Source organism: Pseudomonas sp. CJQ_9 (assembly GCF_043106615.1).
Lineage (GTDB): Bacteria > Pseudomonadota > Gammaproteobacteria > Pseudomonadales > Pseudomonadaceae > Aquipseudomonas > Aquipseudomonas juntendi.
The window spans coordinates 47,605-61,923 of sequence record NZ_JBICMS010000103.1 but is presented as its reverse complement, the minus strand read 5'-3'; the positions used below and the strand labels follow the sequence as shown (position 1 = coordinate 61,923).

Annotated in this window: 8 protein-coding genes; all 8 read left to right on the top strand. The window is 63.8% G+C overall.

Annotated features, from left to right (window positions below; translation table 11 throughout):
* Positions 1–17: 17 nt before the first annotated feature.
* The 8 genes from ACF8SD_RS23580 (at position 18) to ACF8SD_RS23545 (ending at position 14,288) form a co-directional block, all read left to right on the top strand.
* The gene (locus tag ACF8SD_RS23580) at positions 18–1,043 is read left to right on the top strand and encodes an Ldh family oxidoreductase (RefSeq protein ID WP_392485245.1); all 1,026 of its coding nucleotides are present in this window, start codon (positions 18–20) and stop codon (positions 1,041–1,043) included.
* A gap of 527 nt (positions 1,044–1,570) precedes the next feature.
* The gene (locus ACF8SD_RS23575; RefSeq protein ID WP_173889722.1) at positions 1,571–2,767 is read left to right on the top strand and encodes an amino acid aminotransferase; all 1,197 of its coding nucleotides are present in this window, start codon (positions 1,571–1,573) and stop codon (positions 2,765–2,767) included.
* 238 nt (positions 2,768–3,005) lie between these two features.
* Complete coding sequence (locus ACF8SD_RS23570; protein WP_173889720.1) at positions 3,006–4,286, top strand: serine/threonine transporter; 1,281 nt, start codon at positions 3,006–3,008, stop codon at positions 4,284–4,286.
* Between the two features lie 209 nt (positions 4,287–4,495).
* Positions 4,496–4,996, top strand: coding sequence for a thiol peroxidase (tpx, locus tag ACF8SD_RS23565; RefSeq protein WP_054881982.1), 501 nt, complete (start codon positions 4,496–4,498; stop codon positions 4,994–4,996).
* A 286-nt stretch (positions 4,997–5,282) separates the two neighbouring features.
* Positions 5,283–6,602 (top strand): MdtA/MuxA family multidrug efflux RND transporter periplasmic adaptor subunit, encoded by a 1,320-nt coding sequence (locus tag ACF8SD_RS23560; protein ID WP_110679796.1) that lies wholly within the window; start codon positions 5,283–5,285, stop codon positions 6,600–6,602.
* Positions 6,599–9,697 carry an MdtB/MuxB family multidrug efflux RND transporter permease subunit gene (locus ACF8SD_RS23555; RefSeq protein ID WP_392485244.1) on the top strand — a complete coding sequence of 1,033 codons (3,099 nt, stop codon included), beginning with the start codon at positions 6,599–6,601 and terminating at the stop codon, positions 9,695–9,697. The genes ACF8SD_RS23560 and ACF8SD_RS23555 overlap by 4 nt, the downstream gene beginning before the upstream one ends.
* A complete protein-coding gene (locus tag ACF8SD_RS23550; RefSeq protein ID WP_173889716.1) occupies positions 9,694–12,801 on the top strand; it encodes an efflux RND transporter permease subunit in 3,108 nt (1,035 codons plus the stop codon). The genes ACF8SD_RS23555 and ACF8SD_RS23550 overlap by 4 nt, the downstream gene beginning before the upstream one ends.
* Positions 12,798–14,288 carry an efflux transporter outer membrane subunit gene (locus tag ACF8SD_RS23545; RefSeq protein ID WP_110679799.1) on the top strand — a complete coding sequence of 497 codons (1,491 nt, stop codon included), beginning with the start codon at positions 12,798–12,800 and terminating at the stop codon, positions 14,286–14,288. Before ACF8SD_RS23550 ends, ACF8SD_RS23545 begins: the two co-directional genes overlap by 4 nt.
* The last annotated feature ends 31 nt before the right edge of the window (positions 14,289–14,319 follow it).

Below are 14,319 nucleotides of genomic sequence, written 5' to 3'. Positions count from 1 at the left end.
TCAACAAGGAGCTTCAGATGTCCGCACCGTCCACCGGCACCGTCGTGCGCGTGCCGTTTACCGAGCTGCAAGGCCTGCTGCAGGCTATCTTCCAGCGCCATGGCTGCAGCGACAGCGTGGCCAGGGTGCTGGCCCACAATTGTGCCAGCGCCCAGCGCGATGGTGCCCATAGCCATGGGGTGTTCCGCATGCCGGGGTACGTGTCCACGCTGAACAGCGGCTGGGTCGATGGGCGGGCCGTGGCCAAGGTCAGTGACCTTGCCGCCGGCTATGTCAGCGTCGATGCCGCTGGCGGGTTCGCCCAGCCCGCACTGGCGGCGGCCCGCGACCTGTTGGTGGCCAAGGCGCGCAACGCCGGCATTGCCGTGCTGGCGATCCACAACTCGCACCATTTCGCCGCCTTGTGGCCAGACGTGGAGCCGTTCGCTGAAGAGGGCCTGGTGGCCCTCAGTGTGGTCAATAGCATGACCTGCGTCGTGCCGCATGGGGCCCGCAAGCCTCTGTTCGGCACCAACCCTATCGCCTTTGCAGCACCCTGCGCCGAGCATGACCCGATCGTCTTCGACATGGCCACCAGCGCCATGGCCCACGGCGACGTGCAGATTGCCGCGCGTGCCGGCCAGCTGCTTCCCGAAGGCATGGGTGTCGATGCCAATGGCGAACCAACCACCGAGCCCAAGGCGATTCTCGAGGGCGGTGCCTTGCTGCCATTCGGCGGGCACAAGGGCTCGGCGCTGTCGATGATGGTCGAATTGCTGGCGGCAGCACTGACAGGCGGGCATTTCTCCTGGGAGTTCGACTGGTCGGAGCACCCGGGGGCGAAAACGCCATGGACCGGGCAACTGATCATCGTCATCGACCCGAGCAAGGCCGAGGGCGAGCGTTTTGCCCAGCGCAGTCGCGATCTGGTGGAGCAGATGCAGGGGGCAGGGTTGACGCGCATGCCGGGTGAACGGCGTTACCGCGAGCGCGAGGTGGCCGAAGAAGAGGGAGTGGCGCTGACCGAGCAGGAATTGCAAGACCTGAAAGCGTTGCTTGGCTGATCCGGCCTCATCGCCGGCAAGCCAGCTCCCACAGTGGGAGATTCTATGGTTTCTGGCAAGGGTAGCCGTAGCATCTGCAGCGGCTGTTAGATCGAGCGCCGCCCGAGCGGCGCTTCGCGGGTAAACCCGCTCCTACATTTGTTTCGGGCCAGTATTGCCTGTGCCGGACGCGCGCGACCGCCTTGTTTTTACGACGCGATATCGTGGTGGGCGCCAAGGCGTTCGCGAGCAAATCCCACCGGCATAATTGGCCCGAAACAAACGTAGGAGCGGGTTTACCCGCGAAGCGCCGCGCGGGCGGCGCTCGATCTCACAGGCGCTGCATATCTTCTGACAAACACCTGCCAGCCCTGATGCGATCCCTGTGGCTGGCTTGCCGGCGATGGGGCCATCACTGCCAGCATAAAAACCTGGCCATGCAATGTTGCATAGACAACCTTGCACATTAGTGGATGTTCCTGAGCCGTGTGTGCGGGTATGCTCAGGGCTGACTTTTCGTACTGTCCTGATCCAAGGAGCTGCACGCTGTGTTCAAACATGTCGATGCCTATGCCGGCGACCCGATCCTCTCGTTGATGGAAACTTTCAAGGCCGACCCGCGTGCCGACAAGGTCAACCTGAGCATCGGCCTGTATTACGATGAGGCCGGCGTGGTGCCGCAATTGGCGGCGGTGGATGCGGTGGAAAAGCGCATCGCCGGCCAGGACCATGAAGCGTCCCTGTACCTGCCTATGGAAGGCCTGGCCAGCTACCGTCAGGCGATTCAGGCGCTGCTGTTCGGCGCCGATCACCCGGCCGTGACGGGTGGGCGCGTGGCCACGGTGCAGACCGTAGGTGGCTCTGGCGCGTTGAAGGTCGGCGCCGACTTCCTCAAGCGCTACTTTCCGCAGTCGGAAGTCTGGGTCAGCAACCCGACCTGGGACAACCACCGTGCCATCTTCGAGGGTGCCGGCTTCAAGGTAAACACCTACCCGTACTTCGATCAAGCCACCCGCGGCGTCGACTTCGACGGCATGCTGGCCACCCTGCAAGCGCTGCCGGCCAATAGCGTGGTCCTGCTGCACCCGTGCTGCCATAACCCGACCGGTGCCGACCTGGCCCAGAACCAGTGGCAGCAAGTGGTCGAAGTGGTCAAGGCCCGCCAGTTGATCCCGTTCCTCGACATCGCCTACCAGGGCTTTGCCGAAGGCCTGGTCGAAGACGCTTACGCCATCCGCGAAATGGCCCGTGCCGGCGTACCGTGCCTGGTCAGCAACTCGTTCTCGAAAATCTTCTCACTGTATGGCGAGCGGGTCGGTGGCTTGTCAGTGGTGTGCGACGACGCGGCCACCGCACAGAGCGTGCTGGGCCAGCTCAAGGCCACCGTGCGCCGCAACTATTCCAGCCCGCCCAATTTCGGTGCCCAACTGGTGGCTGGTGTGCTCGGCGATGCCGGCCTGAATGCCCAGTGGGCCGAGGAAGTCGAAGTGATGCGCAAGCGCATTCTGGATATGCGCCAGGCGCTGGTCGATGCCCTGGCCGTGCTGCTTCCAGGCCAGGACTTCCAGTTCTTCCTGCGCCAGCGTGGCATGTTCAGCTACACCGGCTTCAGCGTCGAGCAGGTCCGCCGCCTGCGCGACGAATTTGGCGTGTACCTGATCGATAGCGGCCGCGTGTGCATGTCCGGCCTGCGCCCGGCCAACCTTCAACGGGTAGCCGAGGCGTTTGCTGCCGTCCAGAAGTAACCCTGCATCGGGGTGCTGAGCACCCCGTTCGCGCTGCAAGGCCGCTCCTGCATCCACCGCGCAACACCCGCGATGCCTGCCACTTGTAAAGACAAGTGCAACCGCCCCTCGGAAAAGGGCTTCGCAAGTGCAACCTTTCCGTGCACAATCGCGCCCCTCTTTTCCGGTTGAGTTGGGCGAACGCACTATTTCGCCATTCTCAGCCTGTTGCAGTCTTGCGAGTGGAGCTTCACCCGGAATGAATGAGCAGGCCCCAAGCGTTGAACAACGCTTTGCAGAATCGACCCCCGCCACCCTCGATAACTGGGCGCGGCACGACACCACCTGGATGCTGGGCCTGTTCGGCACCGCCATCGGTGCTGGCACCCTTTTTCTGCCGATCAACGCCGGCCTTGGCGGCTTCTGGCCGCTGCTGATCCTGGCCGTGCTGGCATTCCCGATGACCTATTTCGCCCACCGTGGGCTGACCCGTTTCGTGCTTTCCGGGCGCACCGGTGGTGATATCACCGAGGTGGTCAAGGAGCATTTCGGCAGCACGGCGGGCACCTCGATCACCGTGCTGTACTTTTTCGCCATCTTCCCGATCCTGCTGATCTACAGCGTGGCGCTGACCAACACCGTGTCCAGCTTCATCGAGCACCAGTTGCACCTGCAGCCACCGCCACGGGCCATGCTGTCGTTCGTGCTGATTCTTGGCCTGCTGGCCATCGTGCGCTGCGGCGAGCAGGCCACGGTCAAAGTCATGAGCCTGCTGGTGTACCCGTTCATCGTTGCCCTGGCGCTGCTGGGCCTGTACCTGGTGCCGCACTGGACTGGCGGTATCCTCGATAGCGCCACCCAGGTGCCACCGGCCTCGGCCTTCCTGCACACCTTGTGGCTGGCCATTCCGGTGATGGTGTTTTCCTTCAACCACTCGCCGATCATCTCGGCCTTCGCCGTGGATCAGAAACGCCGCTACGGCGACCACGCCGATGAGCGCAGCGGGCAGATTCTGCGCCGTGCCCACCTGTTGATGGTGGTGATGGTGCTGTTCTTCGTGTTCAGCTGCGTGCTGACCCTGAGCAGCGCCCAGCTGGCTGAAGCCAAGGCGCAGAACCTGTCGATCCTGTCGTACCTGGCCAACCACTTCAGCAACCCCACCATCGCGTTTGCCGCGCCGCTGATTGCCTTCGTGGCCATCGCCAAGTCGTTCCTCGGCCACTACATCGGTGCCAGTGAAGGCCTCAAGGGCATTATCGCCAAGACCGGCGCCCGCCCGGGTGCCAAGTCCCTGGACCGGGTGGTTGCAGGGTTGATGCTGGTAGTGTGCTGGATCGTCGCCACCCTCAACCCGAGCATCCTCGGCATGATCGAATCGCTCGGCGGCCCGATCCTTGCGGTGCTGCTGTTCCTGATGCCGATGTACGCCATCCGCCGTGTACCGTCCATGCGCAAGTACAGCGGCGCGGCGTCCAACGTATTCGTCGTAGTGGTGGGCCTGGTTGCGCTGACTTCGGTGGTGTACGGCCTGCTGGGCTGAGTCACGGCGGGCTATGAAACAAGCCCGGGTTGGCTGGCGCCGCCCGGGTTTTTTTGCGCGTGAAACTCACCCGGCAAGGGGCGAGAAAGCCGGAAGTTTGTTCACAAACATTATCCGGGAATAGAACAAATTCACCCGCCCCCATAGGCACTCGGCCGCCTTCATGCTTAACTCGGTGTCCTTTTCAAACCCCGCATAAGGATTTCGTCATGGCTCAAGTGACTCTCAAAGGCAACCCGGTTCAGGTCAACGGCAACCTGCCACAGGCCGGCGCCCAGGCTCCGGCTTTTTCCCTGGTGGGTGAAGGCCTGGCTGACAAGTCGCTGAAAGACTACGCCGGCAAGCGCAAGGTGCTGAACATCTTCCCGAGCGTCGACACCCCAACCTGTGCCACTTCGGTGCGCAAGTTCAACGCCCAGGCCAACGATGTCGCCAACACCGTGGTGCTGTGCATCTCCGCCGACCTGCCGTTTGCGCAGGCACGTTTCTGCGGCGCCGAGGGGCTGGAGAACGTGAAGAACCTGTCGACCCTGCGTGGCCGCGAGTTCCTCGAAAACTACGGCGTGGCAATCGCCGATGGCCCGCTGGCTGGCCTGGCGGCCCGCGCCGTGGTGGTGCTGGACGAGAACGATAAAGTGCTGCACAGCGAGCTGGTCGGCGAAATCGCTGAAGAACCGGACTACGAGGCTGCACTGGCGGTACTGAAGTAAGCAGCGCCCCTGTAGCGTAGCGCTTGCAGGTCGTGGCAGCCCTGTATAAGCAGGCTTAGCCACGAAGGGGCCGGCGCAGGCTGTGGAACCCCACAGCCCTCAGCGCGCTCCAAGCAACACCCTGTAACGGCCTGGAACACGTTCCGGGCCGTTTTCATTTAAAATTCCGCGTCTTGGCAACGTCAGCCAAAGGTAAACCTCTGGTAAAGGCCCTTTGCTAAAACGATGCCAGTGCTTATCGTTCACCCTCCCCAAGCCGTCATTCCGAACAAGGTTCGTTCAACCCATGCAAGCGTCCAATTCCCGTTCCCCTCGTCGCTGGCTGCTCGGCCTGCTGATCCTGCTGCTGGTGGCTGCGCTGGCCTGGTGGCTGTGGCCTGCAGCAACGCCTGGGCATAAGGACGCCAGCGGCGGGCGTGGTGGCAAAGGCATGGGCATGGGCGGCCGCCCGGGCTTCGGTGGTTCCACCGATCCGGTGCCTGTGCGGGTCGAACCCGTGACCGTGGGTGACTTCCCGCTGTATTACAAGGCGCTGGGTACAGTGACTGCGACCAACACGGTCAACGTGCGCAGCCGCGTGGCAGGCGAGCTGGTCAAAATCCACTTCAAGGAAGGCCAGCAGGTCAAGGCCGGCGACCTGCTCGCCGAAATCGACCCGCGCACCTACCGGATCGCGCTGCAGCAGGCCGAAGGCACGCTGGCACAGAACCAGGCGCAGTTGAAGAACGCCCAGGTCGACTTGGCCCGCTACAAAGGCTTGTACGCCGAAGACAGTATCGCCAAGCAGACCCTCGACACGGCCGAGGCCCAGGTGGCGCAGTTTCAGGGCCTGGTCAAGACCAACCAGGCGCAAGTCAACGATGCCCGGCTGAACCTGGAGTTCACCCAGATCCGCGCCCCGATCAACGGCCGGGTGGGCCTGCGCCAGCTCGATCTGGGGAACCTGGTAGCGGCCAACGACACCAATGCCCTGGTGGTCATCACCCAGACCGAGCCCATCAGCGTTGCCTTCACCTTGCCGGAAACCGAACTGGACACCGTGCTGCAGCGTTACCGCAGCGGCGCCAGCCTGCCGGTCGAGGCCTGGGACCGCAGTGACAGCAAGCTGCAGTCCAAGGGGGTACTGGCCAGTATCGACAACCAGATCGACACCACCACCGGCACCCTGAAATTCAAGGGCCGCTTCGAGAACAAGGACCTGGCCCTGTTCCCCAACCAGTTCGTCAACGTGCGTTTGCTGGCCGACACCCTCAAGCAGGTGGTCATGGCCCCGGCGGCAGCCATTCAGTTCGGTAACGACGGCACGTTCGCCTACGTCGTCAACGACCAGAGTACGGTCAATGTACGCAAGCTCAAGGTCGGCGCCAGTGATGGCGAGCACAGCGTCATTCTCGATGGCCTGAAGGCCGGCGACCGCCTGGTACTGGAAGGTACCGACCGCCTGCGCGAGGGCACCAAGGTAGAGGTGGTCGAAAACAGCTCGCAGGTGCCGACGACCCCAGGCCAGAAACTGCAGGGCCAGGATGCGAAAGGGTCGGCACATGCCGGTGAGGGCCAGCCAGGGCAAGCGCAGCCTGGTGCCGCAGCAGGCAAGGCGGGCGCATGAACCTCTCGCGCCTGTTCATCCTGCGGCCGGTCGCCACCACGCTGAGCATGCTGGCCATCGTGCTGGCCGGCCTGATCGCCTACAAGCTGCTGCCGGTTTCTGCCTTGCCGCAGGTGGACTACCCGACCATCCGTGTCATGACCCTGTACCCCGGCGCCAGCCCGGAGGTCATGACCAGCGCGGTGACCGCGCCACTGGAGCGCCAGTTCGGCCAGATGCCTGGGCTTGAGCAAATGGCCTCGACCAGCTCCGGCGGCGCATCGGTGCTCACACTGCGTTTCAACCTGGACATGAACATGGACGTTGCCGAGCAGCAGGTACAGGCCGCGATCAACGCCGCCAGTAACCTGCTGCCCAGCGACCTGCCGGCGCCGCCGGTGTACAACAAGGTCAACCCGGCCGACACGCCGGTGCTGACCTTGGCCATTTCCAGCAAGACCATGCCGCTGCCCAAGCTCAACGACCTGGTCGATACCCGGGTGGCGCAGAAGCTTGCGCAGATCAGCGGCGTGGGCATGGTGAGCATCGCCGGGGGCCAGCGCCAGGCGGTGCGGATCAAGGTCAATGTCGATGCCTTGGCGGCCAATGGCCTGAACCTTGAAGATGTCCGCACGCTGATCGGCGCGTCCAACGTCAACCAGCCCAAGGGCAACTTCGACGGGCCCACCCGCGTGTCGATGCTCGACGCCAACGACCAGCTGCGCTCCCCCGAGGAATACGCCAACCTGATCCTGGCCTACAACAACGGTGCGCCGCTGCGCCTGAAGGACGTGGCCGAAATCGTCGACGGTGCCGAGAACGAGCGCCTGGCAGCCTGGGCCAACGAAAACCATGCGGTACTGCTGAACATCCAGCGCCAGCCGGGTGCCAACGTGATCGAAGTGGTAGACCGCATCAAGGCGCTGCTGCCGTCGATCACCGACAACCTGCCTGCGGGCCTGGATGTGTCGGTGCTCACCGATCGTACCCAGACCATCCGCGCCGCGGTCAAAGATGTCCAGCACGAACTGCTGATCGCCATCGTGCTGGTGGTCATGGTCACGTTCGTTTTCCTGCGCCGGGCCAGCGCCACCCTCATTCCGTCCATCGCGGTACCGCTGTCGCTGATCGGCACCTTCGGCGTGATGTACCTGGCCGGCTTCTCGGTCAACAACCTCACGCTGATGGCGCTGACCATCGCCACCGGCTTCGTGGTCGACGACGCCATCGTCATGCTGGAGAACATTTCCCGCCATATCGAAGAGGGCGAAACGCCCATGCAGGCCGCGCTCAAGGGCGCCCGGCAAATCGGCTTCACCCTGATATCGCTGACGTTCTCGCTGATTGCGGTACTGATCCCGCTGCTGTTCATGGCCGACGTGGTCGGCCGCCTGTTCCGCGAGTTCGCCATCACCCTGGCGGTGGCCATCCTGATTTCCCTGGTGGTGTCGCTGACCCTGACGCCAATGATGTGCGCGCGCCTGCTCAAACGTGAACCCAAGGCAGAAGAGCAGGGCCGGTTCTACTGTGCCAGTGGCGCCTGGATCGACTGGCTGATCAAACACTACGGCAGCGCCCTGCAATGGGTGCTCAGGCACCAGCCACTGACGTTGCTGGTGGCGGTGGCAAGCCTGGCGTTGACGGTGTTCCTCTACATGGTGGTGCCCAAGGGCTTCTTCCCGGTGCAGGACACTGGGGTCATCCAGGGCATCTCCGAAGCGCCGCAGTCCACTTCGTTCGCCGCCATGAGCGAGCGCCAGCAGGCCTTGAGCAAGGTGATCCTGCAGGACCCGGCCGTACAAAGCCTGTCGTCCTATATTGGTGTCGATGGTGACAACGCCACGCTCAACAGCGGCCGCTTGCTGATCAACCTCAAGCCCCACGGCGAACGCGACGTCACGGCCAGCGAAGTGATCAGCCGGCTGCAGCCGCAAGTCGACCGCCTGGTGGGCATTCGCCTGTTCATGCAACCGGTGCAGGACCTGAGCATCGAAGACCGCGTCAGCCGCACCCAGTACCAGTTCAGCCTGTCGTCGCCCGATGCCGACCTGTTGGCGCAATGGAGCGGCACATTGGTGCAGGCGCTGCAGCAGCGCCCCGAGCTGGCCGATGTGGCCAGTGACCTGCAGGACAAAGGCCTGCAGGTGTACCTGGTCATCGACCGCGACATGGCCAGCCGTTTGGGCATCACCGTGTCGCAGGTCACCAACGCCTTGTACGACGCGTTTGGCCAGCGGCAGATCTCGACCATCTACACCCAGGCCAGCCAGTACCGCGTGGTGCTGCAGGCCAAAGATGCCGCGGTGATCGGCCCGCAGGCGCTGGAGTCGGTCCACGTCAAGGCTGCCGATGGCGGCCAGGTACGCCTGTCGGCATTGGCGCGTATCGAGCAGCGTCAGGCCCAATTGGCGATCTCGCACATTGGCCAGTTCCCGGCCGTGACCCTGTCTTTCAACCTGGCCCATGGCGCGTCACTGGGTGAAGCGGTGCAGGTGATCGAGCAGGTCCAGAAGGACATCGGCATGCCGCTGGGGGTGCAAACCCGCTTCCAGGGGGCGGCGGACGCCTTCCAGGCCTCGCTGTCGAGCACCTTGCTGCTGATTCTGGCAGCGGTGGTTACCATGTACATCGTGCTGGGCGTGTTGTACGAGAGCTACATCCACCCGGTGACCATCCTCTCGACGCTGCCGTCGGCGGCCGTCGGCGCCTTGCTGGCCTTGCTCATCAGCGGCAACGACCTGGGCATGATCGCAATCATCGGCATCATCCTGCTGATCGGCATCGTCAAGAAGAACGCGATCATGATGATCGACTTCGCCCTCGAAGCCGAACGCCACCAAGGCATGACCCCCCGTGACGCCATCTACCAGGCGGCGCTGTTGCGCTTCCGTCCAATCCTGATGACCACCCTGGCGGCGCTGTTCGGGGCCGTGCCACTGATGCTGGCCACAGGCTCCGGCGCCGAGCTGCGACAGCCGCTGGGCCTGGTGATGGTCGGTGGCTTGCTGGTCAGCCAGGTGCTGACGTTGTTCACCACGCCGGTCATCTACCTGTACTTCGACCGCCTGGCGCGCCGCTGGCGCCCGGCCGATAGTGCGAAGCAGGCCGAAGCATGAATCTGTCGGGTCCGTTCATTCGTCGCCCGGTGGCGACGATGCTGCTGAGCCTGGCGATCATGCTGCTGGGTGGGGTCAGCTTCAAGCTGCTGCCGGTTGCGCCACTGCCGGAAATGGATTTCCCGGTGATCGTGGTGTCGGCCAACCTGGCCGGTGCCAGCCCCGAGGTCATGGCCTCTACCGTGGCCACGCCACTGGAGCGCAAGCTGGGCAGCATCGCTGGCGTGACCACCCTGACCAGCAGCTCCAACCAGGGCTCGACGCGGGTGATCATCGGTTTCGAGATAGGCCGTGATATCGACGGTGCGGCGCGTGAAGTGCAGGCGGCCATCAATGCCACCCGCAACCTGCTGCCCAGCGGCATGCGCAGCATGCCTACCTACAAGAAGATCAACCCATCGCAGGCGCCGGTCATGGTGCTTTCGCTGACCTCGGACGTGTTGCAGAAGGGGCAGCTGTACGACCTGGCCGACACCATTCTGGCGCAGAGCCTGGCCCAGGTGTCCGGGGTAGGGGAGGTGCAGATCGGCGGCAGCTCGTTGCCGGCGGTGCGCATTGCCGTCGAACCGCAATTGCTCAACCAGTACGGCCTGTCACTGGATGAAGTGCGCACCGCGGTGGCCAACGCCAACCAGCGCCGGCCCATGGGTTTTGTCGAAGACGCCGAGCGCAACTGGCAGGTGCGCGCCAATGACCAGTTGGAGAAGGCCAAGGACTACGAGCCCATCGTCATTCGCCAGCAGAATGGGACCATTCTGCGTCTGTCCGACGTGGCTGCGATTACCGACGGGGTCGAAAACCGCTACAACAGTGGCTTCTTCAATGACCAGTCGGCAGTGCTGCTGGTGGTCAACCGCCAGGCTGGCGCCAATATCATCGAGACAGTCGGGCAGATCAAGGCGCAGCTGCCGGCCCTGCAGTCGCTGTTGCCCGCCAGCGTGCAACTGAACGTGGCCATGGACCGGTCGCCGGTCATCAATGCCAGCCTCAAGGAGGCCGAGCACACCCTGCTGATCGCGGTGGTGCTGGTGATCCTGGTGGTCTACCTGTTCCTCGGCAGCCTGCGCGCCTCGCTGATCCCCAGCCTGGCGGTGCCGGTATCGCTGGTGGGGACTTTCGCTGTCATGTACCTGTGTGGTTTCTCGCTCAACAACCTGTCACTGATGGCGCTGATCCTTGCCACCGGCCTGGTGGTGGACGATGCCATCGTGGTGCTGGAGAACATTTCCCGGCACATCGAAGACGGCCAGCCACCCATGAAGGCGGCCTTCCTGGGCGCCAAGGAAGTCGGCTTCACCTTGCTGTCGATGAACGTCTCGCTGGTGGCGGTGTTCGTTTCCATCCTGTTCATGGGCGGCATCGTGCGCAACCTGTTCCAGGAATTTTCCATCACTTTGGCGGCGGCAATCATCGTGTCGCTGGTGGTGTCGTTGACCCTTACGCCGATGCTCTGCGCGCGCTGGCTCAGGCCGCACAACGCCGAGCAGACCCGCCTGCAACGCTGGAGCGACAAGCTCCACCTGCGCATGGTTGACGCCTATGACCGCAGCTTGGGTTGGGCCCTGCGCCACAAGCGCCTGACCCTGTTCAGCCTGCTGGCAACCATTGGCCTGAATATCGCGTTGTATGTGGTGGTGCCCAAGACGCTGATGCCCCAGCAGGACACCGGCCAACTGATGGGCTTTATCCGCGGTGACGATGGCCTGTCTTTCAGCGTGATGCAGCCGAAGATGGAAACCTACCGTCGCGCCTTGCTCGCCGACCCTGCGGTGCAGAGCGTTGCCGGCTTCATCGGTGGCAACAGCGGTACCAACAACGCCATGATACTGGTGCGCCTGAAGCCGATCAGCGAGCGCAAGCTGGACGCGCAAAAAGTGATCGAGCGCCTGCGCAAAGAGATGCCCAAGGTGCCGGGTGGGCGGCTGTTCCTGATGGCCGACCAGGACCTGCAATTGGGGGGTGGCGGGCGTGACCAGACCTCCTCGCAGTACCTGTACACCCTGCAAAGCGGCGACCTGGCGGCGTTGCGCGAGTGGTTCCCGAAGGTGGTCGCGGCGCTGCGCGCGCTGCCGCAGCTGACTGCCATCGACGCCCGCGATGGGGGTGGCACCCAGCAGGTGACGCTGGTGGTGGACCGCGACCAGGCCAAGCGGCTGGGGATCGACATGGACATGGTCACCACGGTGCTGAACAACGCCTACAGCCAGCGCCAGATCTCCACCATCTACGACAGCCTCAACCAGTACCAGGTGGTGCTGGAAATCAACCCGAAATACGCCTGGGACCCCAGCACCCTCGAACAAGTGCAGGTGATCACCGCTGACGGCGCCCGGGTGCCGTTGTCGACCATCGCCCACTACGAAAATACCCTGGCCAACGACAGGGTCAGCCACGAAGGCCAGTTTGCTGCCGAAGACATCGCCTTCGACATTGCCGAGGGCTACAGCCCCGACCAGGCCCTGGCCGCCGTGGAGCGGGCAGTGGCGACCCTGGGCCTGCCGGAGGGGGTGATCGCCAAGCTCGGCGGCAGCGCCGATGCCTTTGCCAAGACCCAGCAGGGCCAGCCGTTCATGATCCTGGGTGCATTGCTGCTGGTGTACCTGGTGCTGGGTATTCTGTATGAAAGCTACATTCACCCGCTGACCATTCTCTCCACGTTGCCGTCGGCCGGCGTCGGTGCCTTGCTGGCGCTGTACCTGACCGGTGGCGAGTTCAGCCTGATCTCGCTGCTGGGGTTGTTCCTGCTGATTGGTGTGGTGAAGAAGAACGCCATCCTGATGATCGACCTGGCCCTGCAGCTTGAGCGTCATCAGGGCCTGTCTCCGGAGGAGTCGATTCGCCGCGCGTGCCTGCTGCGCCTGCGGCCCATCCTGATGACGACCTTGGCGGCCATCCTCGGTGCCTTGCCGCTGCTGCTGAGCCGGGCCGAAGGCGCCGAAATGCGCCAGCCGCTGGGCCTGACCATCATCGGTGGCCTGGTGTTCAGCCAGATCCTGACCCTTTATACGACGCCGGTGGTCTATCTGTACCTCGACCGCCTGCGCCACCGCTTCAACCGTTGGCGCGGTGTGCGCACCGACGCCGCCATGGAAACCCCGCTATGACATTTGCCCACTCCCCACTGCACCGTGGCCTGCAGGCGTTGACCCGCGGGCGTGGCTCGCGCCTGCTCAGCGCCGGGTTGTGCGTGGCCATGCTCAGTGCCTGTACCCTGAGCCCGGACTACCAGCGCCCGGCGCTGGACAGCACGGCGGCGCAGTTCAAACACGCCGAGGGCTGGACCCAGGCGACGCCGTCCGATGCCATCGCCCGTGGCGCCTGGTGGGAAATCTATGGCGACGCCGGGCTCAATGCGCTGGTCGAGGAACTGAACCGCAGCAACCAGACCGTGGCGCAGTCCGAAGCCCAGTACCGCCAGGCCCAGGCGCTGGTGCGCAGCAGCCGTGCGTCGCTGTTTCCCAGCCTTGACCTGAGTGCCAGCAAGAACCGCTCGGCGCAGGGGACCGGTAGCTCCAGCTCCAGCCTGTCCAACAACAGCAGCGGTATACGCGACACCTACAATGCGCAGTTGGGCGTGAGCTGGGAAATCGACCTGTGGGGCAAGTTGCGGGAAACCCTGAGTGCCAACCAGGCCAGTGCCCAAGCCAGCCTCGCCGACCTCGCCTCGATCCGCTTGAGCCAGCAGTCGGAACTGGTGCAGAACTACCTGCAACTGCGGGTAATCGACGAGCAGAAGCGCTTGCTCGAGGCGACCGTGGCAGCTTATCAGCGTTCGTTGCGGATGAATGAAAACCAGTACCGCGCCGGCGTTGCCGGCCCCGATGCGGTTGCCCAGGCGCGCACCCAGCTGAAAAGCACCCAGGCTGACCTGATCGACCTGATCTGGCAGCGTGCACAGTTCGAGAACGCCATTGCGGTGTTGCTGGGCAAGCCCCCGGCCGACTTCAACCTGGCCGACAGCAAGGCTATCCCTGCGCTGCCGCGCATTCCAGTGTCACTGCCTTCGCAATTGCTTGAGCGTCGGCCAGACATTGCTGCGGCCGAGCGCAATGTAATGGCTGCCAACGCCAATATCGGCGTGGCGCGGGCGGCGTACTTCCCGGACCTCAGCCTGAGCATGAATGGGGGGTATTCCAGCAGCAGTTTCAACAACTGGATCGAATTGCCCAACCGCTACTGGTCGGTGGGGCCGCAACTGGCGCTTACCCTGTTCGACGCCGGCAAGCGCAGCGCCGAGGTTGACCGTACCGTGGCAGTGTATGACCAGACCGTGGCGCAGTACCGGCAGACCGTGCTGGACAGCTTCAAGGAAGTGGAAAACCTGCTGGTGCAGTTGAAGGTCTACGGTGATGAAGCGGTGGTGCGCCAGGAAGCGCTGGATGCCGCCCGCGAATCGCTGCGCCTGACCGAAAACCAGTACCGCGCAGGCTTGATCGGTTACCTGGACGTCGTCAACGTGCAGGCCACCGCGTTGAGTAACGAGCGCAGTGTGCTGAACCTGCTGCAAGGGCGCTTGGTGGCCAGTGTGCAACTGGTGGCCGCGCTAGGCGGTGGCTGGGATGCCGGGCAGGCGTTTGCCGAGCAGGATTGACGGCATATGCAGGCCTGCAATGGCGGGATGA

Coding starts and splice junctions, on each gene's coding strand:
- ACF8SD_RS23580 (WP_392485245.1), top strand. CDS start 18: ATGTCCGCACCGTCCACCGGCACCGTCGTGCGCGTGCCGTTTACCGAG.
- ACF8SD_RS23570 (WP_173889720.1), top strand. CDS start 3,006: ATGAATGAGCAGGCCCCAAGCGTTGAACAACGCTTTGCAGAATCGACC.
- tpx (WP_054881982.1), top strand. CDS start 4,496: ATGGCTCAAGTGACTCTCAAAGGCAACCCGGTTCAGGTCAACGGCAAC.
- ACF8SD_RS23560 (WP_110679796.1), top strand. CDS start 5,283: ATGCAAGCGTCCAATTCCCGTTCCCCTCGTCGCTGGCTGCTCGGCCTG.
- ACF8SD_RS23555 (WP_392485244.1), top strand. CDS start 6,599: ATGAACCTCTCGCGCCTGTTCATCCTGCGGCCGGTCGCCACCACGCTG.
- ACF8SD_RS23550 (WP_173889716.1), top strand. CDS start 9,694: ATGAATCTGTCGGGTCCGTTCATTCGTCGCCCGGTGGCGACGATGCTG.
- ACF8SD_RS23545 (WP_110679799.1), top strand. CDS start 12,798: ATGACATTTGCCCACTCCCCACTGCACCGTGGCCTGCAGGCGTTGACC.